The 22,651-nt window shown below is 67.0% G+C and carries 22 protein-coding genes; 5 read left to right on the forward strand and 17 right to left on the reverse strand.

The genetic code is table 11. The features are described 5' to 3' along the window. Positions 1-36: 36 nt before the first annotated feature. Together ACG00X_RS17395 and ACG00X_RS17400 are read left to right on the forward strand one after the other, a co-directional pair. Positions 37-642, forward strand: a complete 606-nt coding sequence (locus tag ACG00X_RS17395) for a hypothetical protein (protein WP_394489770.1) — start codon at positions 37-39, stop codon at positions 640-642. Continuing rightward, positions 627-1,586: a relaxase/mobilization nuclease domain-containing protein gene (locus ACG00X_RS17400; RefSeq protein ID WP_394489772.1), complete on the forward strand. Its 960-nt coding sequence runs from the start codon at positions 627-629 to the stop codon at positions 1,584-1,586. Before ACG00X_RS17395 ends, ACG00X_RS17400 begins: the two co-directional genes overlap by 16 nt. A gap of 20 nt (positions 1,587-1,606) precedes the next feature. On the opposite strand, the gene ACG00X_RS17405 is transcribed toward ACG00X_RS17400, so the two are convergent. Further along, a complete protein-coding gene (locus tag ACG00X_RS17405) occupies positions 1,607-2,374 on the reverse strand; it encodes a CBS domain-containing protein (protein WP_394489774.1) in 768 nt (255 codons plus the stop codon). Between the two features lie 59 nt (positions 2,375-2,433). Here ACG00X_RS17405 and ACG00X_RS17410 point away from each other — a divergent pair, with 59 nt between their 5' ends. Beyond that, positions 2,434-3,750 carry an McrC family protein gene (locus tag ACG00X_RS17410; protein ID WP_394489776.1) on the forward strand — a complete coding sequence of 439 codons (1,317 nt, stop codon included), beginning with the start codon at positions 2,434-2,436 and terminating at the stop codon, positions 3,748-3,750. On the opposite strand, the gene ACG00X_RS17415 is transcribed toward ACG00X_RS17410, so the two are convergent. The 15 genes from ACG00X_RS17415 to ACG00X_RS17485 are packed head-to-tail and all read right to left on the reverse strand — an operon-like array spanning position 3,701 to position 19,253. Beyond that, complete coding sequence (locus ACG00X_RS17415; RefSeq protein ID WP_394489778.1) at positions 3,701-4,768, reverse strand: DUF1173 family protein; 1,068 nt, start codon at positions 4,766-4,768, stop codon at positions 3,701-3,703. The genes ACG00X_RS17410 and ACG00X_RS17415 overlap by 50 nt on opposite strands. 6 nt (positions 4,769-4,774) lie before the next feature. Then, complete coding sequence (locus tag ACG00X_RS17420; protein WP_394489780.1) at positions 4,775-5,908, reverse strand: LPD7 domain-containing protein; 1,134 nt, start codon at positions 5,906-5,908, stop codon at positions 4,775-4,777. Positions 5,909-5,926: 18 nt separating this feature from the next. Then, positions 5,927-8,617: a type IV secretory system conjugative DNA transfer family protein gene (locus ACG00X_RS17425; protein WP_394489782.1), complete on the reverse strand. Its 2,691-nt coding sequence runs from the start codon at positions 8,615-8,617 to the stop codon at positions 5,927-5,929. After that, positions 8,614-9,702, reverse strand: coding sequence for a P-type DNA transfer ATPase VirB11 (virB11, locus tag ACG00X_RS17430; protein ID WP_394489785.1), 1,089 nt, complete (start codon positions 9,700-9,702; stop codon positions 8,614-8,616). Before virB11 ends, ACG00X_RS17425 begins: the two co-directional genes overlap by 4 nt. Positions 9,703-9,707: 5 nt before the next feature. Next, positions 9,708-11,108 (reverse strand): type IV secretion system protein VirB10, encoded by a 1,401-nt coding sequence (virB10, locus tag ACG00X_RS17435; RefSeq protein ID WP_394489787.1) that lies wholly within the window; start codon positions 11,106-11,108, stop codon positions 9,708-9,710. Further along, a complete protein-coding gene (locus tag ACG00X_RS17440) occupies positions 11,105-12,004 on the reverse strand; it encodes a TrbG/VirB9 family P-type conjugative transfer protein (protein ID WP_394489789.1) in 900 nt (299 codons plus the stop codon). The genes virB10 and ACG00X_RS17440 overlap by 4 nt, the downstream gene beginning before the upstream one ends. Beyond that, positions 12,001-12,774 (reverse strand): VirB8 family type IV secretion system protein, encoded by a 774-nt coding sequence (locus tag ACG00X_RS17445; protein ID WP_394489791.1) that lies wholly within the window; start codon positions 12,772-12,774, stop codon positions 12,001-12,003. Before ACG00X_RS17445 ends, ACG00X_RS17440 begins: the two co-directional genes overlap by 4 nt. A gap of 55 nt (positions 12,775-12,829) precedes the next feature. Continuing rightward, a complete protein-coding gene (locus tag ACG00X_RS17450; protein WP_394489793.1) occupies positions 12,830-13,525 on the reverse strand; it encodes a TrbJ/VirB5 family protein in 696 nt (231 codons plus the stop codon). A 24-nt stretch (positions 13,526-13,549) separates the two neighbouring features. Further along, entirely contained in the window at positions 13,550-14,620 is a 1,071-nt protein-coding gene (locus ACG00X_RS17455; RefSeq protein ID WP_394489795.1) for a TrbL/VirB6 family protein, read from the reverse strand. Positions 14,621-14,633: 13 nt separating this feature from the next. Then, a complete protein-coding gene (locus ACG00X_RS17460) occupies positions 14,634-15,050 on the reverse strand; it encodes a hypothetical protein (RefSeq protein WP_394489797.1) in 417 nt (138 codons plus the stop codon). Continuing rightward, positions 15,047-17,530, reverse strand: coding sequence for a VirB4 family type IV secretion/conjugal transfer ATPase (locus ACG00X_RS17465; RefSeq protein ID WP_394489799.1), 2,484 nt, complete (start codon positions 17,528-17,530; stop codon positions 15,047-15,049). The genes ACG00X_RS17460 and ACG00X_RS17465 overlap by 4 nt, the downstream gene beginning before the upstream one ends. Continuing rightward, positions 17,514-17,846 (reverse strand): VirB3 family type IV secretion system protein, encoded by a 333-nt coding sequence (locus tag ACG00X_RS17470; RefSeq protein WP_394489801.1) that lies wholly within the window; start codon positions 17,844-17,846, stop codon positions 17,514-17,516. The genes ACG00X_RS17465 and ACG00X_RS17470 overlap by 17 nt, the downstream gene beginning before the upstream one ends. A 14-nt stretch (positions 17,847-17,860) precedes the next feature. Then, complete coding sequence (locus tag ACG00X_RS17475; RefSeq protein ID WP_394489803.1) at positions 17,861-18,148, reverse strand: TrbC/VirB2 family protein; 288 nt, start codon at positions 18,146-18,148, stop codon at positions 17,861-17,863. After that, positions 18,145-18,660: a lytic transglycosylase domain-containing protein gene (locus tag ACG00X_RS17480; protein ID WP_394489805.1), complete on the reverse strand. Its 516-nt coding sequence runs from the start codon at positions 18,658-18,660 to the stop codon at positions 18,145-18,147. The genes ACG00X_RS17475 and ACG00X_RS17480 overlap by 4 nt, the downstream gene beginning before the upstream one ends. Positions 18,661-18,668: 8 nt before the next feature. Beyond that, positions 18,669-19,253, reverse strand: a complete 585-nt coding sequence (locus ACG00X_RS17485; protein ID WP_394489807.1) for a hypothetical protein — start codon at positions 19,251-19,253, stop codon at positions 18,669-18,671. Between the two features lie 96 nt (positions 19,254-19,349). On the opposite strand from ACG00X_RS17485, the gene ACG00X_RS17490 reads away from it, so the two are divergent. Together ACG00X_RS17490 and ACG00X_RS17495 are read left to right on the forward strand one after the other, a co-directional pair. Continuing rightward, entirely contained in the window at positions 19,350-20,435 is a 1,086-nt protein-coding gene (locus tag ACG00X_RS17490; RefSeq protein ID WP_394489809.1) for a rhodanese-like domain-containing protein, read from the forward strand. A 305-nt stretch (positions 20,436-20,740) separates the two neighbouring features. Further along, positions 20,741-21,823, forward strand: coding sequence for an IS110 family RNA-guided transposase (locus tag ACG00X_RS17495; RefSeq protein ID WP_394489811.1), 1,083 nt, complete (start codon positions 20,741-20,743; stop codon positions 21,821-21,823). Between the two features lie 285 nt (positions 21,824-22,108). Here ACG00X_RS17495 and ACG00X_RS17500 read toward each other — a convergent pair whose 3' ends face one another. Next, on the reverse strand, positions 22,109-22,525 hold the full coding sequence (locus ACG00X_RS17500) for a VOC family protein (RefSeq protein WP_394489813.1): 417 nt from the start codon (positions 22,523-22,525) through the stop codon (positions 22,109-22,111). Between the last annotated feature and the right edge of the window lie 126 nt (positions 22,526-22,651).

Below are 22,651 nucleotides of genomic sequence, written 5' to 3' on the forward strand. Positions count from 1 at the left end.
TCACAAGCGCTCCGCGCACCTCCTTGCAGTCGGATCATGGGCACCTCATCGCATGACTTCGTCACCGTCGACATGCGCGGCCTGAAGGCCGCGTTGGTGGCCTGCGCGGCGCAGCGGCGGGTCAGCGTGTCGGTGCTGGTGCGCCAGGCCGTCGAGTTAGCAATCGGCCACGGGGCCGATGCCGAGTGCCGGCCTGTGGGTCAGCCAGATGGCCGCGCAGAAGGTAATGCCTGGGTCAAGCTGTCGCTGCGGATGCGGCGGTGCGAGGCATCGCATCTCGACGCAAGTGCCCGCGCAGCCGGCATGTCTCGTGGCGCCTACCTGGCCGGCCTGGTCAATGGCGTCCCGGTCCTCGCGTCCGGTGGCGCGCGCCCTGAGCTCGTCTCCGCGCTGACCCGGTCCTGCGCAGAACTGTCCACGCTCAGCCGCAACGTGCATCAGCTGACGGCGCTGCTGCAGGTCGGCAACGTGCCGCAGGCGCTGCTGTACCGCGACCTGCTGGACCACCTGGCCGACGACGTGCGGGCGCACCTGCGTGTCGCCGCGCAGGTGCTCACGGAACTGCGGCCCGCGCGTCCGGCCACATCAGCGCCCGGCGGGTCGCCGCCAGCGAAACGGAGACGACCATGGAACGAGGCGTGAACATCGACGGCGTGCTGGTCACCTGGGGCGACCGGCTCTTCTATCCCGGCAACCGCATGCTTAAGGGCAACCCGCCGCCCAAGCTCACGGGCGATGCGCTACGCCGGCGCGCCGCGTTGATCCGCAGTCGGATCGCGGCGACGGTGCGCCGGGCTCCGCAGGTGATGGTCAAGGTGACCGGGGGAGGGCGCGGCATGAAGGCCATCGCGGCGCACTTCCGCTACATCAGCAAGAACGGGCGGCTGGACATCGAGGACGACCGCGGCGAGCGCATCCGCGGCGCGCATGCGGTGCGAGACCTGGCCGACGACTGGCGGTTCAGCGGCGGCTTGATCCCGGAGGGCGCAGCGCAGGGCGGGCGACGCGAGGCCTACAACATCATGCTGTCCATGCCACGAGGGACCGACCCGTTGGCGGTGCAACGCGCGGCACGGGAGTTCGCGCGGGTGGAGCTAGCCGGCCACAAGTACGTGATGGTGCTGCACGACCACCAGGCCAACCCGCATGTCCACCTCAGCGTGCGGACCGAGGGGCGTGATGGGCGACGGCTGAACCCGAGGAAGGCGGACTTGCACCGATGGCGAGAAACCTTCGCCGAGAAACTGCGGGAGCTGGGCATTGATGCCGAGGCCACCCGGCAGGCCACGCGAGGGGCTGTTCGCAACTACGACGCCATCTGGCAAACCAAGGCGCGCGAGGTGGGACGGTTGCGGCGCGATTCCTCGCGCACGAAGTCGAGCCCGCGCAGCTCGGCCAGCCGTGCTGCGGCCGTAGAAGCTTGGGGCCACCTCAGAACGGCACTTGAAGGTTCGTCAGAAGGCGTGGACATGGGCCTGGCCAAAGGAATCGCTGAAATGCTCGCGGGCATGCCAGCAGCTCTGAGAGGCGAATTGGAGATGTCTCGCTCCGAGCCGATGGCTCCGCTGGTCACTCGCGATCGCTAGGTGGGCGCAACCCGGAACGTTCACATCAACTCAAAGGGCGAAAGCACACCGCACAACCGGCCGTGGGCGTCAGCAACGAGCCACAGGCGGATGCTGGCATCTTCACTTGATGTCAGGAGGAGATCCACATCGGCATCCAGGTCAACGACCTTCGCGTCCACGAGATGCAGCGAAGCCGCCGCATTCTCTATGGTCACTGCCAGGGCCTTGGATGGGCTCCTCCCCGTTCGCACGTAGCGTGCAAGGCCCCCCTCAGATAGCAGCCTCCAAGCGCCGTCGAGGTAGACCGGCAAGAACGAAAACGAGTGGGTCAGCATCAGCTGCCGCGCATGAGCAACCGGTTGCCATGCCTCGACGACGACCGGCGACTTCACCATGAAGTCCTTGACTGCCTTGCGTGCGCCCTCAGGCTCGTTCATCAGCGCTTCCTCCAAACCAATGCACAACTCGATCGCGGCCGCCGTGGCGTGCCTTGCGTAGACGCCAGTGTGCATGGCGTCATTCCTCGCGCCCTTGACGACAGCCATCAAAGCCTGAAATCCGCTGAACCGCTCCGGGAACCGCTGCGACATCTCAGACAACACCACGGACTTGCGGGCCAGGTTGCCGAGTGGTTCGGCGTATTTGCCCAGGTTCTTCTTCTCGCCGAGAAGGCGAAGCCCCAAGGCCTCCAGCGCAAAACAAATCGCCTCGAAACCTTCCGCATCGGCGAGGGCGGCATAGCGGCCAGCCCGAAGGGCGTCCCGATGGTGGAGGCGTTCGTGCCACGGTAGGCGTTCAGCGTTCATGGTGGCAGCGTAGTCCAACTTGGTGAGCGAACGGCATCACCATCTACGAGTTCGACGCGTTGACAACGGCTGCGTCGCTCCCCAGCGACGCTCATGGTCTGCACGGCATCCCGGAACCGGTCTACTCCTGGCTGGAGGAGCAATGCCTTCAGGCCGCCGACGCTGGGGGGCCTGTCTGGCTGCGCATGACGCAGCGCCGCGGCCGCCGGGTAGTTCAGGTCAACAGCTTTGTCGGCGTGATACGCGCACCGTCAGGGTTCCAGATCGAGGTGTTGCCCAAGGTCGGCAGGGCGATCGGCGGCGGCGCCGACCAGGCGCGTCAACTCCTGATCGAAATGCTCTGCTGCCTACGCGGCTTTCGCCACGTCAAGACGAGCAGCGCCCATATAGCCGCGGCGCGCATGCCGCTCCTCGAAGTCTTCATCGCTGAGTTCCTGCGCACTGTGGAGCTCATCGTCAAGCGCGGGCTGCGCGGCGACTATTCAGTCCGGCAAGAGAACTTGTTTGCCTTGCGAGGCAAGCTGTTGATGGCGCGTCATCTGCAGCAGAACCTGCATCGGGCGGACCGCTTCTTTACAGAGCATGATGAGTTCTCGATTGACCGCCCAGAGCATCGGCTACTGCATGCTGCGCTGCAGCGGGTGGCGTCGATCTCAGCGTCGCGAGGAAATCAGCAACTGGCGCGAGAGCTGCAATTCGTCTTTGCCGAGGTGCCTGCGTCGACCCAGCCGGCCATCGACTTCCAGCGCGTCCGCCTGGGCAGAGACATGGCCAGCTACGCCGACGCATTGGCCTGGGCGCGACTGATCCTCGACGAAGAGTCGCCTGTCACTGGTCAGGGCCGGCACCGCGCGCCCTCGCTGTTGTTTCCTATGGAGCAGGTTTTTGAGGCGTTTGTGGCGAAACACTTGTCTAGGCAAGTGCGCTTGCCGCTTTCGCTCAAGGCACAGGCGCGGGCACATCACCTCGTCCGTCATCGAGATCAAAGCTGGTTTCGGCTCAAGCCGGACCTGTTGATCAAGGACGGCAATCGAGACGTGCTGGTACTGGATACGAAGTGGAAGTTGCTGGACAGCCTGAAGGCGAACGGCACCGACAAGTACGGCCTCGCACAGGGGGACTTCTATCAGCTGCATGCCTACGGCCAAAGCTACCTCGCTGGCCAAGGAGACGTTGCGCTGATCTACCCCAAGACGGCGACCTTTGAACATCCGCTGCCGGTGTTCGATTTCCCTCATTCGGCGGGTCTACGGCTTTGGGTGTTGCCGTTTTGCCTTGCGTCCAAGACGTTGGCGATGCCAGTTGAACTCTTGCGCAACCACGGTTTCAAGAGTCAGTCTGAGAGCGCTGTTCTGGAATCAATAGACCTCGACTGAAGCGCTTGATGAAGCTGCGGTCTTCGCGGACCAAGCGGGTAATACTCTCGCGCTCCTCGATGTCGCTGACCGGGATCCATTCCCGCGTCGTCGTCATCAGCGCCAGTTCCGCCATCGCCGGCACGCCAGCCGCGTTGATCGCGAATGTGCCGATGACCAGCATGCGGACATCGTCCGCCGCGTTCCACAGCGCCAGCGCCGGTTGAAGCCGGAGCGTCATCTGGCGGTGCAGACGTTCATCGACCATAAAGGCCTGGTCGGGCATGTGTTTGACGACCGCCCGGAACTCGCAGCGCGCGGGCGCGATCTCCTTCAACTCACCGATCAGCAGTAGGAACTGGCCCGACGCTGGGCCGCTGGACTTGGCCAGGGACCAGGCGGCAGCGCGCCGATGAGCGATCTCGTCTCGGCGCTCGACGGCGAAGGCTTCGGGGATGTAGAGCCGGTCCCGCAGCGGCCGGCCTCCGATGAGCTTGTCGCTGGCGGCCTGCAGCAGTCGCCAGCGCACTGTGGCCCAGTTGCGCTTGCCGGCGAAGCCCGGCTGCCAGCGTGTCAGCCCAGCCTCGTGCCACAGGTAGAGCAGCAGCTCATGCAGCGAGAGCTTGGCGCCGCTGCGGGCGGTCGGCAGCGTGTGGGTTGCCTTGGGGCTCGCGGTTTGGCGGGGAGGCTGTCTGGACATCGAGAAATCCACCCGCAAGGCCGTCAGGCCGGTGGCGGGGTCCTCGCGGATGGCGGTGCCGATCAACGTGCCGAAGCCGTTGGCGTCGGTCGGCGGTTCGAAGTGAGGGCAGGACGCGGCGTGCCGACTGCCGGTCTCGGGCATGCGCTTGACGACGTAGCCGCCGTTGATCTTGGCGACGTAGGTTTCGATGCCTGCGGGCTGGCACATGCAGCGCGGACGCAGCTGCATCGCATGGGCGCGGGCGATCGCCTGAGCGAAGCCCGGGGCTTGCACATCAAGGCGCTGGCCGTCGATGTCGTAGGCCGCGGGTGCGGCGCCGTCCAGCTCCGCGAGCATGGTGCGTTAGCGCGCGTGGCTGGGGGCGGCACGGTCGCGCGCACGGGCCTGTTCTGGCACCGGCATGGTGGGCGTGCGTTGCGGCTCTGCGGCCTTGTCGTAGATCTTGACCTTGGGCGTGATGCCGGCGCGGAGCCGTTGCGCCAGCTTCTCGTTGGCCGCCTCCAGCACGGCGGCGCGCTTGGCTTCCGGCACGCCCTTGGCGACGAGGATGGCCTCAATCGCCGCAACGACGGCCTTGCGGCCACCGCTGCCGCGAGCCGACGGTTTGTCGGCGCTGGATGCCGGGGGCTGGCTCTCTGCCTGGCGCGTGGGCTCGATGCGGTTGGTCTGCCGCGCCTGCTGCTCGCGCCGCAGCACGTCGAGGTCGGCTGGGTTGGGCTCGTAGCCGATGGCTTTCACGCCGCGCACGGAGGCTTCCAGCCAGACCAGGCGCCGGAAGTCTTCGCTGCCGGACACGCGCAGCCCCTTCCAGTTGCGCGCTTGGGCGACATCGACCATGGATCGGGCTACCGAGGGGCTGTTGGTGTCCGTCGCGAGCTTGAAGGTGGACTCTGTGAACGCCACGCGGGAGCTGTCGCCCCGGAAGCGGTATTCGGTGTGACCGATCTTCACGGCGCCGATGCTGACCGGGGCGTTTTTGATGATGTAGCGGTCTTTCAGCGCTGCTTCCAGCCGGGACACGAGGGCCGATCGCTCGGCGTCGGATTCGATCTTGGCGAGCGCCTTGGCGTCGACCTGTTCGGGTTGCGCTTGGGGCTTGGGCATGGGCTGCGTGTCGGCCCGGTCGCCCTTGGCCGGGCCAGGGTCCAGCGGGCGCTCGGGCTGTGCCGGCAGGGGCTCGCCGCGTTGCCATTGCGTGCCGACCTTGGTCACCGGCGTGCGCTGGCCGTCCTCGGCGATGGCGGTGACGCGCTGGCTGCCGAGCTGGTCTGCCTTGGTGGTGATCTCGGCCAGTGTCTTGGCGCGGTAGGTCACCTCGGCGAAGGGGTCGCGCAGCTCGAAGCGTTCGCCGCTGAAGTCCAGCGGTGTCTGGAACTTCTCCTTGGCCACGGCCGCGCGGTTGGCGGGTTCGACGGTGCCGCCGGTGCGTGGAGCTTGGGCGGCAGGCTGCGCGCCGTTGGGGGTGTCTGCATCCATGGCGATCTCCTGGGGTGATCAACGGTTGGCGCCGAGCGCGACGGGCGCGGCGCGGTAGATCTCGATCTCGACGCGGCGGTTCAGCGCCTGGCCGCTGCTGCTGCCGTTGTCGGCCACCGGGTCGCCCGTGGGCTGGTGGGTGGAGCGGATGCGCGCGGCGTCGACGCCGGCGGCGACCAGGTAGTCGCGCACGGCGTTTGCGCGGTCGCGGGCGATGTGGCTTTCGGCGAGGGTGTCGGTCTGCCCATCGGTGCGGCCGCGCAGCATCACCAGCGGTGCCGACTTGGCTTCGGCCACCAGCTGCTGCGCGGCGTCCGTGGGGATGTCGACGCGCGAGCTGCCGTAGGCGAAACGCACCGTGTAGACGGCGTTGCCTTGCACGGGCTTGGCTTGGGGTGCTGTCCCGTTAGCCGCTTGCAGGCTGAGCAGCGCCTGCTGTCGGGCGGAGAGGCTGGCCAGCGTGGTGGCTGTGGAGTCCGCCAGGCGTGTGGCCTCGGTGGCCAGCAGGCGGGTGTTCTGCAGCTCGTGCTTGCAGACCTGCAGCTCCACGGCCGTCGCCGAGTTGACGGGCCGCTTGCTGGATTCATCGACCGAGGGCGGCTTGGGTGGCGAGCTGCAGGACGCCAGCAGGGTGAGCGGCAGCAGGAATGGCGTCAGAAGGATGGTCGTGCGCATGGCGCTGCTCCCTTCAGTGGGGCTACAGTGAGGAAGGGGTTCCGGCGTTAACGGCTCGGTGAGAGGCTCGGTGGGCGGCTCCATCAACACGCCGTCGTCATCGGCCACGGGTTCAATCTCGCCGCCGACATCGGCGTGGTCCGGCGCGAAGAAGTCGACGAGCGTTCCGGCCAGGTGATTCGGCGTGCCGATCAGTTGCTCGGGCAGCTGGCTCAGGTCATGGGCCAGCGCCGCCACGTCGATGCTCTCGCCGGGCGCGAGCTCGTCGTCGGCATAGCGCCAGCGCTGCTGGGCCTTTGCCAGGTGCAGGGCCATGTTCATGGCTGGCACGACGGGCGGGCGCATCAGCCGGGCGCTGAAGGCCTTGTCGCGGAAGTAGCGGATCTTGTCGCCCAGGATGGGCTTGCAGTTCTCCAGCACCAGGACCAGTCGGTCGCGGCCCAGCTCCTTGAACTCCTGCGGCAGCAGCAGCGCGCGGCGTTGCTCGCTCTCATTGCGGCTGACGGAACTGCTGCCGTGCGTGCTGAAGGAGCGGCTGCGCCCGTGCGAGGTGGCGCGCTCGGTGAACTGGCCCAGCATGGCGCTGTATTCGTCGGCATCGCGCTGCTCGCGCGGCGCGTAGAGGATTTGCAGGCCGTGGTTGGTGGCGAAGGTGCGGGCCTCCTTGTCGCCATAGACGGCGTCGAGCTGCGACATGGCCTGCACGACGGTCAGCAGCCGCAGGTTGTAGCCGGCGAGGAAGGCAGCGGCCGACGTGATGATGCCGACCCGGCCCATGGCCGTGAACTCGTCGTTCACCAGCAGGCATTGGTGCGCGAGCGTCTTGTCCTGCTCGGGGAGGTGCCGGGTGTTGAGGTGGACCAGTTGCGAGAAGAACAGGTTCAGCAGCGGGCGGGCACTGGCCAGGCGGTTGGGCGGGATGCGCACATAGACCGACATGCGGCGGCGGCGCAGGTCCTCCAGCCTGAAGTCGTCGGCGCTGGTGGCGGCATCGACGATGGCATCGGCAAACACCACCAGCGGCGCATTGAAGGTGGCCACGACGCTGGACAGCGTGTTGTCGGAGTTGGACAGCAGGCGCTGCAGGGCGTCCGCGCATTCGTCCGACAGCGGCTTGCCTTGCTCGCGGCGGCCGCCGATGACAGCGTGGAGGTGGTCTTTGAGCGGCTGGCCCTTGCCGGAGGACTGCCGCAGCATCTCGCCGATGGTGCGGGGCAGGTCCGGGGACTCCAGCAACAACAGGCCCAGGCCCAGAAAGAGGTTGCGGGCCTGGTCGTTGAAGAAGGCTTCGGACGAGGTGCCGCCGGTGTCGTTGGGGAAGAAGACCTGGCCTATCGTCAGCAGGTCGCCCACGCGGTGCAGTTCGCTGGTGCGCACTGACGACAGCGGGTTCCAGCGGTGGCTGCGGGCCAACTCGTCGAAGGGCGAGAAGGCGTAGACGGCCTGGCCGCGCGCTGCGCGATAGCCGGCCGTGATGTCAAAGTTCTCGCCCTTGATGTCCAGCGCGACCAGCGAGTCGGGCCAGTTCAGCAGGTTGGGGACGACGATGCCGACACCTTTGCCGCTGCGGGTCGGCGCGGACAGCATGACCGAGAGCTGGCCGGGCAGGGCGAGGAACTGCCCCCGGTATTTGCCGACCAGGATGGCGGGCCGCTCGTCGGCACGCGTGAGGCCGGCGGCAGCCACTTCCGCGGCAGTGGCGAAGCGCGCGTCACCGTGCAGCGAGCGGCGCGGCCGCGCGGCAACGACGAGTGCCCCCGGCAAGATCACGAGCAGGCCAAGGCCCGACACGGCGATGGCCAGCTGCAGCCGCTTGCGCAGGCGTTCATCGTCGGCGTAGAGCTGCCAGTAGCAAACGATGCTGGTGAGCTGGGCTTGGGCCGGGTTGGCCTTGTTCAGCAGCAGGAAGAGCACGCCGGCCATGTAGACCGCAGCGACGGCCAAGGCTGCGTAGGCGGCGATGCCGAAGACGCTGGCGGCGACCACGCGCCCCGTGGACCAGGGTGTCGAGGGCAGGGCGGCTGGGGTGCTCATGCCGACACCTCGGCGCCCGAGCCATGCCGCGCCAGCCGCTGGCCGCGTGGCTCGTAGAGAATCTCGGAGATGAAGCGGCCGCGTTCATCGCGGTCAAACTGCACGACGATGTCCACGACGAGGCTCAGCAGGCGCTTGATCTCGTCCAGCCGCAGGCCGGCCCCGGCGCCGGTCTCGCGGATCATCAGCGCCATCTGCTCGAAGGCCAGCGCGCAGCTGCCGGCGTGAACGCTGGTGATGCTGCCGGGATGGCCGGATGCCGCGAGACGCACGAAGTGGAAGCACTCGTCGCCGCGCACCTCGGCCAGGAAGATGCGGTCCGGCCGCATGCGCAGGCAGGCTTCGAGCAGCGACTTGGCGGTGACCCGTGCCGTGCCCTGGGCATCCTTGCTGTAGAACAGGTGGACGGCGTTGGGGTGGTGGGGCAGCGTCAGCTCGGCGGTGTCCTGGATGGTGATCAGGCGCTCGCGCTGCGGCACTTCTTCCACCAGGCCCTTCATAAAGGTCGTCTTGCCCGACCCGGTCTTGCCGCTGACGACGATGGTCTGGCAGCTGCGCACGGCGAGGCGCAGGAAGTCGGCGTAGCGCCCGGCGTTCTTCAACGCGAGGAGTTCGGCCTCGTGCGAGCGCATGGTGCCGGTCTGCTCATGCGAGACATTGGCGGCCCGCTCGAACAGGCCTTCGCGCTCAAAGTCGGCCAGTCCCTTGATGACGGTGGCGGGCTTGCGGATGGTGATGGACACGGTGCCGCGCTGCACGGCCGGCGGGATGACGAACTGCACGCGCTCGCCGCTAGGCAGCGTGGCCGACAGCAGCGGGCGCTCCTGGTTGATCTGCTGATCGCAGTAGGTGGCGACAGCCGTGGCGAGTGACAGGCAGCGTTCCAGCGTCATGTCCGGGGCGGGCACCGTTTGCCAGCCGGCGGTCGTCTCGATCAGCAGCTCGCCGGGGCGGTTGATGCAGAGCTCCAGCACATCAGCCGAGTCGAGGTGTCGACGCAGCGGGCGCAGGAGCTCGACCACCGAGGTGGCATCGCCATGCCAGCCGTCGCTGGGGGCGTCACAGGTGCAGGCGGTGGTGTTCATCGCGCTCACCGCTTGGAGGGGCGCAGTTCGTAGACGGACGAGAAGTCCACGTCGCGCGCCACGTAGATGCCCACGATGCCGCCTTGGTTCTGATAGACCAGCGGTGGGATGTTGATGGTGCTGTCCAGCACCTTCTCTGCAAGCTTGCTGGTGTTGGCCGTGGTGTACGGCAGCACGATGGTGTCGCCTTGCCGCTCGTTCGCCTGGTTCTGGATGACCAGCTTCACCGAGTCGTCGATGAGGGACATCAGCATGGCGGCGCCAATGCGCTCGGGCCAGCGGTTGTCCACGTAGCCGTCGATGCCGGCCTCGCCCAGCGGCCCGGTGGCGGGGGAGTCGATGTCCACGGTGACGCCCAGCGGTGTGCGGATGCGCGTCCACAGCACCGGGATGCGGACCATGCCGGGCCGGACGGACGTGATGCGGTACTCGCCGTCGAGGTGGGAGCCGCGCTCGATCAGCAAGACGCGGCCGTCGTCGCTGAAGACATTCCGCTGCACCTGGCAGCCCACGAGGCCGGACGCGGCGCTGATGACCCGGGTCTTCAGGGCGCAGGTGAAAGCCGTGCCCTTGGGCAGCGTGAGGCTGCGGTCGCCCAGCGTGGCCGCTGCGACGCGAGCGGTGGTGGAGCCCTGCAGTTGGCCGTTGAAGAGCCCGCCCGTGGAACCGCCCGGTTGTGCCATCGGGCCGGCGGCTGGCGGCGCATTGAGCAGGGCGGCGGCGGGGGACATGGCCACGGGCTCCGCGCCGGCGGCGTTGGTGGGTCGGGTGAGGTTGTCGAGCAAGCCCTGCAGCTGGCGCTGGTAGCCCTCCAGGTTGCGGGTGGTGGCGGCCAGTGGGTCATCGGGGGTGGCAGCCTGGCTGGCCTCGGGTGCGCCTTGCGGGTGGGCGGTCGAGGGGGCGGCGCCAGTCGCATGACTGTTGGGGCGCGATGAGACCAGCAGGGTAGGCGCGTCTTCGGGGGCCGCACGCTTGGTGCCGCTGCTGTGCGGGCCGGCTTCGCCGGTTCGGATCACGCCGATCGGCTCAGCGCTTTCGTTGGCGTCGGGCAGCAATGCCGGGATGCGCGGCGCCGGGTTGGCCGTTGGCGCGGAGGCTGCAGCCATGTCCAGCTTGCGGGGCTCGGCCGAGGCGGCTGTTGGCTTGTCACCGATGCGCACATGGGCCTCGGCCGGGTCTTCCTTGCCGCTCAGCGCAAAACGGTGGATGCCGAAGGCCAGCAGGCCGATCAGCAAGCCGGTCAGCAGCAGCAGGGCGGCCAGGCCCTTGCGCGAGATCGCAATCTGCCGAGGTGCGGCCACGTTGGGAATGCCGGGCTCACCGACGAGCGCGGCCATGGTGTTGGCGCCCGGCTCGCGGCCGACTGCGAGGGCGTCATCGGGCGGCTGAGGCTGATGGGCGGTCATGGCGTGGCCCCTCTGGCGCTTGCGGCCTGCGGTGCGCTGGCTTCCTTGAGAACGCGCTGCACGCCGGGCACGGTGGTGCCCTCGCCGGGTGGCTGGCCCTCCAGGTCGAAGGCCTCGTTCCAGAGGCCCACCACGGATGAGCCGGCGCGCAGCATCAGCCGCCGGCTGACCCGGTCGACGACCAGCAGGTCGTCTTCCATGCGGGCGTTGACCAGGGTCTCGCTGCCGTCGCCGCGCACGTGGAAGACGGCCGGCACCTCGCGGTTGCCGGGGAAGCGCAGGTAGGTGAAGCGGCCGTCATCGAAGACCAGCGTGGGGACGATGTCGTCGGAGTCCCGGCCCTCGGCCAGGCTGTACTGCGTGTTCATCACCTGCGGTTTGGCCTGCAGCCGCTCGGCCACCAGTGCTTGCGGGTGGGGCGGCTCGGGGATGACGAGGGGCGGCAACAGAGGCGCGTGGCGTGGCTCCGGCCCGGACGGCGACGGTGCCGGCCTTGCAGGCGCCTTCACGTTAAGCCGGAACACCGGCGGTCGGGCGTCGTTGTCGGCGAGCACGACGAACTTGAAGGTGTGCGTTCGCTGGTCGGTGACGACGGCCAGGTTGTTGGCGGCGCCGGCCGTGCTCTTGGGCTTGACGAAGAGGTTGCGACTGCCCGGCTGGGCCGCGATGCACCAGGCGGCCTCGGGCTTGCTGCAGTCGCCGCCCAGGCCGGCGGCGACATCGGTGATGCGTTCGTCCGGGGCCAGCGTGACCAGCGTGACGACACCTCGCTTGACGGGGACCGTGACGACGGCTTGTGCGTCGTAGGCGATCTCACGCAGGCGTGGGTCCTGCGATGGCGGTGCGGCGTGCGCGGCCAGCGACGACATGCCGACCAGGAACAGCACGAGCTTCATGACTTGCCTCCCGGCGCGGCCGTGTTGATCTCGGGGTCTGAGCGGTAGGCGGTGACGACAAAGCCGAAGGGGTTCTCCATGCGGTCGCTTTCCTTGGCCAGCACCTGGGGCTGGTACTTGAACTCGATGCTGGCGACGTGCCGGGTGGTGACGTCGGGCAGGCTCCGCTCGGCGATGTGGACGACCTTTTCGTAGGTGACGGTGGCCTGCCCGTGGTTGCCCGCGCGGCCGGACGCCGCGAGCCGCACGCTGATGATGTTGATGCGCCAGTCCTGGCTGCCGGCCAGCTTCTTGTGCAGGGCCGTCTCGCCTTCGAACTGCTGGTTGTAGCTGGCGAAGACCGTGGGCACGGCCATGCGGGCGACCTGGTCGAAGTCGCGCTGCAGAAACATCCAGTTGTAGCCCTCGCGGGCCCGCACGAAGGCGGCGAGGTTGTGCTTGTCCAGCGCCTCCATCGGCGGGATGGTTTCGACGGCGAGGCGCTGCTGCACGGTGGCTTCGCCGGTGACCCGGTCGACGACGATGGGGATCTCGACCACGCGCCGCAGCGGCCCCTGGGCGAACACGGCGGCGATGCCGATGAAGCCCAGCGCAAAGCCGCCGATGGCGACGCACCAGGCGCGGCGCTCCGAGCGCTCCAGCATCAGGGCGTGGTCGATTTCCCAGCTGACGTTGGCCTCGATCGCCGCAGCGTCAGCGGCTGCGCGCGCTGCGGTGCGGGAGGCTTCAGGCAATGCAGCAGCTCTTCCTGGTGTCAGGACGGCACTCATGGTGGACCTCGTGTGTTTGGGGGGGCGGGCGGTCCCGCCCAGGGAACTCAGGGCATCAGGGCAGGTAGTCGGACACCTTGCCGGTGCGGATCAGCATCTGTTGCTGGTACTCGCGGTCACGGGAGCGGGCGATGCGTTCCTCGCTGTCGGCCATGCCTTGCAGCATTTGGACTTGCGAGAGTTCGTGGCTGAGCAGGGCGTTCTCGGCGCCGATGCGCGCTTGGATCTCCTGCACGGACTTCTGATCGTTGGTGGCGTTGATCTGGCCCATCAAGGAACGGATCTGGGTGAGGCGCCCGGAGGCAGCCCGCATCGCGTCTTGCAGCATGCCCTTTTGTTGGTAGGGCTGGGCCAGGGCTGCCTGGCAGTTCAGGCGGTCTGGCCCGGTGCGATCGGCGCAGTTGTAGACCATGGCCGCGTCGCGCAGCGTGCGGCCTGTCGTGCTGAGCCCGGCGTAGCCCGACGCCGTGATGTCGTTCAGCAAGGTGTAGGCGTTGGCCGGCACATAGTTGGCCAGGGCCGGGTTGTTGAAGACCTCGCCCAGGTTGCGCACACCGTTGATGCTGCGCAGCTGGTCTTGCAGCTTGGTGATCTGGTCGACCTGGTTCCGGATCTTGGTGATGTCGTTCATGACCTGCTGAACGGTCTGCAGCAGGTTGGCGACATCGATGACCGGGATGCCGCTGGCACGGGCAGGGCTGCCACAGGCCAGCAGCAGGGTGGCGGCAAGGATGCTGAGGCGTTGACGCATGACGATCTCCTTGGCTGCGGTGAATCAGTCGCGGCTGCGCATCGCGGCGCGCTTGTAGGCGGGGATGCGAGCGGCAGCACCCATGCCTTGGCGGGCCATGCGCCCGACGGCGGCGGCAGCGGCGCCGGTGGCGTGCCCGGCGGCGTAGGGGATGCCGGCGCCTGCACGGACAGTGCCGCCCGCAGCGTCAGCGGCGCCAGCACGGCCAGAGCGTGGCCCAGAACGCAGGCCGGCGACCATCATGGCGTTCTGGATCATCTGCACGCCTTGCTGCATGGCCGCGCCACCGGTGAGGGCGGAGGCAAGGCTTGGGGCTTGGAAGCAGATGATGGCCATCAGGATCATGACGATGCAGTACTTGATGGATTCGGCGACGGCGTTGAACGCGGGGCCGGCAAGTCCCCCTTGGTCCTGAATGGTCTGGACAAGCGTGTCGCCCATGTAGGCGCTGAGGCCCAGCGCAAAGAAGGCGAACCAGGTGACGACGACCGTGTTCAGCAGCATTGACAGCCAGCTGTCGAAGAACCGCGCGGTGGGCTTCCACGCCAGCGAAAGGACGAACAGCGGACCGATCGCGATCACGAAGGTCATCAAGACCTTGGCAAGGGTGATGACGAAGAGGGCAACGCACAGAAAGATGACGTTGCCGAACGAAGTGACGATGGTTGCGAACAAGAGGTCCAGCCGCCAGATGCTGGCGTCCTTCATCAGGTCGACCACAAGCTGGCTTGCCTTGTCGTTGAACATGTCGAGCACCGCGTAGGGGGTGCTCAAGGCTGCGGGTGAGGCCGATGCAGGCAGGAAGGTGGTTGCCACGCCGGTAGCCAGCGCGTTCGCCGTGTCTGCGATGTTCGAGATGTACAGGCCTCCCTGCAGCGACAGCGCCAAGACCAGGCTGATCTTGAAGACCTTCCACATGAAGGAGGGCACCGTTTCGGAAACCTCGTTGCGCGTGACCGCCCAGCCGTACAGAACAATCCAAAGTGTCATCACAGACAGCGCAACAGGCAGCAGGGCCGTCGCGAGCGCGGTGACGACGTTCAGCACGTAGCTGGTCAGTACGACGTCAAACTGATTGCCGACCCAGGTGAACATCGCTGGACTCCATCTATTGAATGACGCTGGTGGGCAGCGCCTTGGTACCCACGCACTTGGCTCCGGCTTCAGGCAGCGGGCACTGCATCCAGGCGCCGCGCAGCTTCACGATCCAGACTCTGGGCCGCTTCTCCTGGCCATAGGTCGAAGCTCGGCAAGTGCCCGCGCGTGCGTAGATTTCCGTGCATTCGCTCAAGCCTTGGCTGGTTTCCACCATGCGCCAGCCGCTTGGCGTGCAAGCGGGGTTGTCGGCTCGGCACGGTGCGGCAAGCGATGCAGAGGGCAGCGGCGGCGTCTCGACCTTCCTGCTCCCATCCGCCAACAGCGTCACCGCCTCATTGCCCTTGACGAACTGCGCCTGCGCACCCGCGGCGGCGAGCGCCACGGCCAGCGCGGCCAGTGAGTTGAGAAGGTAGCTTGCGGTCTTCATCGGGCTCTCCTTGCGTTGCGGGAGCCACGATCGTGAACCTCGCTGAGGAACTCGGGAAGCCACTGAAACGGATCGTTGCCATGCCGTTCGCGCACGGCGTCCAGCAGGGCGACGTTGTCGGTGGTGGCGGACAGCACGCTGATGAAGTCGTCCAGGCCGGCCAGGTCCAGCTCGCAGATGGCGCTGCCTTGGGGCTGCTTGACGAGGAAGCGCCGGCCGCCGTGCGCGCTGAGGTTGCGCACGATGTCGTACTCGGCCTGGCTGAGCCCGAAGCCGTCCACGTACTCCTCGCGCACGGCCTCGGGGTTGGCCAGGAAGATCTTGGTCACGCTCTGCTCGATCATGGTCCGGCCAATGGGGTGGCGGAGCACGTCGGACGGGCTTTGCGTGTCGAAGATGCCCAGGCCGTTCTGCTTGCGGATGGTCTTCTGCTTCTTCTTGGCGAAGTCGCTGAAGATCTCGTGGTCCAGCGCCTTCCAGAACTCCGAGATCACGTAGATGAGCCGGCGGCCGTCCACCAGCTCTTCCATGACCTGCAGCAGATAGAGCATGACCGGTGTGCGCACCTCGGGCAGGTCCAGGAACTCGGTCGTGTCAAAGCCGATGACGGTGGCCGAGTCGAGGTCCTGGAGTCGGTCATCCGCCTGGTCGAACACCCAGCCCAGCGCGCCGCCGTCGCACCAGCGGCCCAGGCGTTCATAGAGGCTGTTCTCGCCCGCCTTGGGCAGGTTCTGCCGGATCGTGGAGAAGCGCCGCAGATGGCGCGGCATCATGGCGACAGTCCTCACGGCGTCGGCAATGGCACGCTCGTCCGCCGGCATCAAGGGCAGGGCGGGTGTGGCGATGCAGGTGCGGATCAGCCGCTCCCAGAACTGCATGCGTGCCGGCGTCGGTTCACGTTGCAGCGGGTTGCATCCCGTGGGCTTGCCCGCCTCCAGCGTGAAGTAGCGGCCACCCAGGGCTCGCATCGCAATCTCGCAGCCGCGGTCGAGGTCGAACAACACCAGTCGCGGCGCGGGGTTCCACTTGCGCGTCAGCGTCAGCAGGAACATCTCCAGCGTCGTCTTGCCCACGCCCGTGGAGCCGATGATCAGCGTGTTGCCGGGCAGCTTCTTGTCCTCGGAGTCTTCGTCGACCGGGCTGCTGTGCAGGTTCAGATAGAAGGGCTGGCCCGACGGAGTGCGCAGCAGCGCCAGGGCCTCACCCCAGGGGTTGCCGTTGCGCTTGCCCTGCGGGAAGTTGTGGGCGCTGGCCAGCGCCGCAAACGCACGCGACGACAGCTTGGCCTCGCGTGGCCGCCATTGCCAGTTGCCCGGCATCTGGGCAAACCAGGCCGCATCGGCGACCAGGTCCACGGGCGACATCTGCAGGCTGGACGATTCACCGACGGCGCCTATGGCTTGCGCGGCACGCCGCCCCGCGTCGCCCACGTCGTCACCGAGCACGACCAGGGAGTAGTGGTACTCGCCCATGCAGAACTGGCCGTCGCCGAGCTCGTTCAGCGCGACGTCCATGTCGGCCACCTGGCTGGCGACCACGTCGTCGCTGGCGATGAGCTGGTCGCGCTGCAGTTCCAGCGCGCGCATGGCCTCGCGGCGCGGCAGGATGGAGAAGCTCTGCGTCTCGATGAACTCGCTGGCCTCGTAGAGCAGCGCGTTCAGGATGCCGGGCTCGACGGCGTCGGCGTACTCCTTGATGTCCACCAGCGCGGCATAGCGGCGCTGCGCGCCTTGCCGGATCTCCAGCTTGTCGGCGCCGAAGGACAGCCGGGCTGTCGGCAACGTCCGGTACAGCGGGCCGGCTGTCAGCGGCACGGGGCGCCAGCAGCCGTTGACGAGGAAGCCCAGGAACTCCGCGACATCCGAGTAGCTGCGGCCGTCTTGCTGGCGGGCGCCGAGCAGTTCGGGGCCAAAGCCCCGCAGCACGCGGCCGACGAGCGCCGAGCGTTCTTCCATCGTGCGCAGTGCCTCCGCCTGGGCGCTCGCGATCGTCGCGCGGGTCTTATGCGTGGACTGCACGGCGCGGCTGACGCGCGACTCGCAAGGCCGATAGACCAGGGTGAGGTACAGCTCATTGCTCACTAGCCGTTGTTGACCCAGCCTCGCCTGGTAGGCCAGGGACAGGTCGCGGGCGAAGCCGGGTTCAGCGGGGTGCTGAAGGCTGTCGGCCACGACGCGGTGGATGCGATGGGTCCAGATGGCCCATTGCCCGCCGGCCAGGTTGCGCAGCAGGCTGCACAAGGCCTCGTGGCGTTCGGCGATCTGGTGTGGGTCAGCGCACTCGAAGGCGACGCCGTCGAGCCGCCAGACCCGGAAGTAGTCGCCGCCGCGGGTGATGACGTCGTGCTCGCTGACGAGCGACGAGAACGGGATGAAGCGGGCCAGCGGATTCTCGGCCTGGGCGCGAACCCAGTGCCGGGGGCGCGGGCCGCTTCGCGTGAAGAGCCCGGCGAGGCTGGCGCGGTCAGGCATGCCAAGCATCGCGGCCTCCCCGGTACAGCGTAGGCGCGTAGCTGCGCGCCTGCCAGAAGCGGCCGTTGCGGTCGTGCAGGCGCAGCTTCATGGCGACGAACATCTGGCGGAAACGCTGATCGTCCTTGGCGGTCACGAAGCGCATCCACAACAGCGCGGGCACGATGGCAACCACCACGGCCAGCGCGAGCCACCAGCTGATGAGCGAGCCGCCCCACATGATCAGCAGCATGGCCGTGCCGAACAGCACGACCAGCGGCACCAGCGGAATACCCAGCTTCATGGCCGGGCGTGTGGCGCCCTTGTAGATGGCTTCACCTGACATGGCAGCCTCGGCCGTCAGCTGACGATGTAGGCCGACATGGCGCTGGCGCCGCCGATCAGCGTGCCGCCGATCAACACGTTGGCGACATCGGCCAGCCGGGCGCCCTGAAAGATCATCTTGAAGCCGGCCCAGATGATGGCGATGGTCACGACGGCGATTGAGATCGTCACCAGGATGGCGTTGACATTGACGACGGTGTCGTTGACCTTGTCGAAGCCAGCGGCAAGCACGGGCGAGGCGGCCAGGCTCAAGGTGGCGGCGGCCCACAGGGCGACCGTAGTTTTGAGGGCGTTGCGGTTCATCTCTGCTCCTTGAGTGACGTGAAGGGAACGGGGCGATGAGTGGCCGAGGCCACGGCGACGACCTTCTGCACATAGCCGTGCTGAAAGCCAGTCGTGAAGTTGCCGCTGTAGTAGCAGGACAAGGCGTGACGCAATGCGCCCTGGCTGCCTATGGGTGGCGAGGGTTGTGCGGGCTTTGCGGCGCGATCGAAGCACTCGGCCAGCACGCTTTGCATGGCGGCGAGGTTGGTGCAGGCATCGAAGGCCGACTCCAGCGTCAGGCCGAGGCGGTCGAAGTTGCCGACGTTGATCTGGCCGAGACCGACGCTGAAGTTCCAGCGGCCGGCCTGCAATGCCTTGGCGGTGGCGAGTGCCTCGCTGCGGGTGCGAGGTTGCCGTTCAAGCATGCCGCCCACCACGCCGATGGCCCAGGGGTTGAAGCTGCTTTCGACGCGGACGAGTGCGGTCGCCGTGTCGGTGTGCACCTGCGGCGCGCAGGCCAGCACGAGGGCAAGGAAGCTGGAGGTGTCCATGGCCGTGCTCATCGGGTGGCGATGCTGGGATCGACCGGCGGGCGGGTGGACAGCCAGGCGGCAAAGTCGTCTTCGAAGCGCGTGTCCCAGCTGCCGAGCTGAGCCTTCGCGGCCGAGCTGAACTCCGTCACCGCGTCACCCGCCATCGACCACCAGGTCTGCGAGAACGGCGCGCCGTTGACGGTGATGGCGATGGCGCCGGCGTAGTCGCAGCTGTGGACCGGGCCGTTGGGGCCGTCCCAGGTCCGCGTGTACTGCGGCGGGCAAAAGGCCGGTGCACTGGCCCAGGCATGGGAAGAGGAGTTGCCGGCGCCGGACATCGCGCAGGTCGGAAAGCCCCGCCCGCGCGCCAGGTCCCGAAACAGGTGCCGGATCGGCGTTACGCACTCGGGAATCGCCCGCCAGCTCGGTGCGGCCAGGCACAGCAGCACGATGCAGCCGTCCGCGGCATGGGCCGTTGTCGGGGCCACCAAGGTCGTGCACATCAGCACGCTGGCGATGCCGATGAGCTTGCTCGCCGCGAATTGATGTCGGACCTCAAACCCTGGCTTGGCTCGGTGCCGCGGCGCGTCTACATTTGGGATTGCATACATCGCAAGACCTCTGAATCGAATGCCGCAAGACGGGAATCTCGCGGCGGCTCGTTGGGAGCCATGCAATCAATCTAGAAGTCAAACCCCATCGGTCCGATGCTGGATTTGGGCCGATTTCCAGCACTGCTGGTGGCAGGTGAAGAGATGCCCACGCCAATAGCCTCTACCGAGGCGCTGGTGCACCCGCACCAGATCGAAGTCCAGGAATTCAGCTCCTACGACCTCGTCATCGACGCTCGAAGTCCCGAGGCATACCAGGAGGACCGGATTCCTGGCGCGGTCAACATCCCGGTGACCGAGGCCGACCGGGGTGTCGCTGCTGGATCAAACCTCGGTGTTGTCCGCGATGTCGGGCCCGCCATGCCATACACCCTGGCCAACCATGCCCGGCGCTTGCGCCCGGGCGCAGCGGTGCTTATCTACTGCGACAGGGGGGGCTCGGACAGCATGGTCTGGGCCGCGCCGCTGCGCACTGCTGGTTTCGTCGTCGATGTGCTGGCCGGTGGTTGGGCCTGCTATCGCCGGTGGGTCGCTGCCGGGTTGGAGGTCTTGCCACGAGCGTTCACGTTCCGCTTGCTGCTTGCGGCACCCGTCAGCGGGCTGTCGCGCGTCGTCAGGGCTCTGGAGGGGCAAGGGGATCAAGTCCTGGACCTGACCGCCCTGGCCGGGCAGCGGCTGGTGCCCGGGCTAGCACTGCCGGGCGATTTGGAGCCGTCGCAGCAGGCGTTTGAAACGCAGTTGCTCCATCAGCTGCGCAGGTTGGACCCGCGCCGACCCGTGTGGGTCCGCGTCGGACTGTGTGGGATGGGGCATCTGGAGTTGCCGCCGGCACTGCGTGATGCGCTTGCGATCTCGCAGGGCGCGCGGCTTGTGGTGCCCCTGTCGATCCGAGCATTGGCCTGGCAGGAATGCTTGCAGGCCAAGGGGGTCGGCCTGGACCAGTTGCTGGGGACCATCGGCGCATCTGCGCGGCTGCCAAAGGCGGAGGACTTGTTGCGATGGCAGCGGCTGGCTGAGTCCGGCCGCGAGCTCGACATGCTCGGCGAAATCATCAGCGACTTCGCAGAACCCTCATGCGTGAGTGAAGTCTGGTCTCGCGAGCCGAAGCTGATCCGAGTTGATCGCCTGACGGAACACACATTGACCGATGTGATCGACGCTCTGCGGGCTCATGACGCGTAGCTCGATCGGGCGAAGGATCAAAAGTGTCTCCTTGAGGAGGTCGGCCTGCAGGCAAGTCGGTGGCTCGACGGACAGCTCTGCAGCGGGTGCGGTCATTCGACTTTTCGAACTCGATGCCCGGAAGCGGCCGTTCAACGTTGGAGGTAACCGGCGCTGGAGCGCCAGCGGAGGGAACCCAACAAGCGCAGCTTGTTGGGCGTCCGGTTGACTGATGGGATGGACTCCCCCGTTTGTTCGCCGCGCAAGATCGCGGCACTGGTTTCCATGGGCGTGGGGATCAGGTTTGCAAACACGAGGAGTCCGTCATGCATGCTACGACCGTGGCCGTGGACCTGGCCAAGAGTGTTTTCCAGATCGCCGTTGCCGATGAGCACTGGCGCGTCGTCGAGACGCAGCGCCTGACGCGCTCGCAGTTCGAGCGCTGGTTCCTCAACCGCGAGGTCGGCCTGGTCGTCATGGAGGCCTGCGGCTCGGCTCACCACTGGGCCCGCTGGCTGAATTCGCTGGGCATCGAGGTGCGCCTGCTGCCGGCCCAGTACGTGCGCGCCTACGTGCGGCGCAACAAGACCGACGCCACCGATGCCGCCGCGCTGCTGGAGGCGGTTCGCGCCTCCGACCTGCGCCCGGTGCGCGTGAAGTCGGTGGAGCAGCAGGCGCTGCAGGGCTTGCACCGCATCCGTTCGCTGTGGATGGGTACGCGCACCTCGCGCATCAACGCGCTGCGCGGCTTTTGCCGCGAGTTCGGGCTGACGATCCCGCAGGGCGCCCGCACCGGGCTGGAGGTGCTGGGTCGCGTGCTGGCTGACCCGAACACGGGCGTGCCCGGTCTGATCCGCGACAGCGCCAAGCTGCTGCTCGAAGAGGTGCGGCTGCTGGAGGCGCGCATCGCTCAAGTCGAGCGCGAACTGGCCAACGCTGCGAAGCACAGCCCGGCTTGCACGCTGCTGCTGAGCGTGCCCGGCATCGGGCTGCTGACCGCCACCGCCATGGTGGCCGCCACCTCGGGCGACGTGACGCACTTCCAGGACGCGCGGCACTTTGCGAGCTGGTTCGGCCTCACGCCTCGCGAGTTCAGCTCGGGTGGCTCGCGCCACCTCGGGCGAATCTCCAAGAAGGGCGACCGCTACCTGCGCATGCTGCTCACGCACGGGGCGCGCAGCGTGCTCCGTGCCGCGACAGTGGCTGTCGAGAAGGGCAAGGTCTTGAGCGGCGTGCGGCATTGGGCGCTTGCCGTGCAGGCGCGCTCCAACCACAACAAGGCCACCTGCGCGCTGGCCAACAAGCTGGCGCGCATCTGCTACGCCACGCTGCGCGACCACGAAACATTCGACGAGAAGGCGGCTCTTGAAAGGAAAACCCGGCGCCAGAGCTTCGCGATGCCAGCGTGAGCACCAGTTCGTCTCAACAACCCAGCTTCTTCCACCACTTGCGATGGGTCTGATCGACCATCATGGCCAGCCGGGAGCCCTCCCACACCGCGCGACGCCGATAACTCTTCCGGCAGCTCAGCCTGCCGCTTGCAGCGTGTGGCGCCGCGGTGACGCAGATTCCATGTCGGCACGGGACTTCAAAGATCCCACTTCAGATGCCGGATATACGACTGCAGGTGCCTCTCCCAGCCAGCCCCTATCGATCAGGCCTTTGCCGTTGTGGGGGAGTCCATATAGGAGGGGTTAGGCGTCGGCGTCGACATGCTTCGACTCTACCAACGACACAAGCTTTAAACGATTGCCCTCTGGATCTTGAACCCAGGCAGCTTCAATGCGCCCATTAAACACTCTAGGCTCGGCAAGCGATGTAGCACCACACTGCTTGGCTTTCTCGAACAGACTCGAAACGTCGTTGCACCACAGAACTACTTCAGATTGCGATGGGCCTTGCTCAACAGGAAGGCCCGCTAGCCTTGCTAGGGCCTCTCGACTTGTGAGGCCGAGCGTAAATGCGCCGACCGAAAGCTCAACATGCTCAGCCATGCCGGTGGCCGGAAAGCGAAATCTTTCGACCATGCCCAAGGCCGCATAGAAGGATGCAAGACCTTCCGGGTCAACCGCGTAGACGTTGACTTGAGCGTTCGTTGGAGTTGCGGTCACATCGTGATTCCAGCTGCTGGATGCGTCTTAGACGCTTAACGTCTGCGCTCAGCGGCCGGCGAAGCCGTCCGCTGGAGCAAATGGTTGAGCATCGTTCCAATATTCAGCATCGCGCTGTCTTCCCCA

This window comes from Pelomonas nitida, from assembly GCF_043555975.1.
GTDB lineage: Bacteria > Pseudomonadota > Gammaproteobacteria > Burkholderiales > Burkholderiaceae_C > Pelomonas > Pelomonas nitida.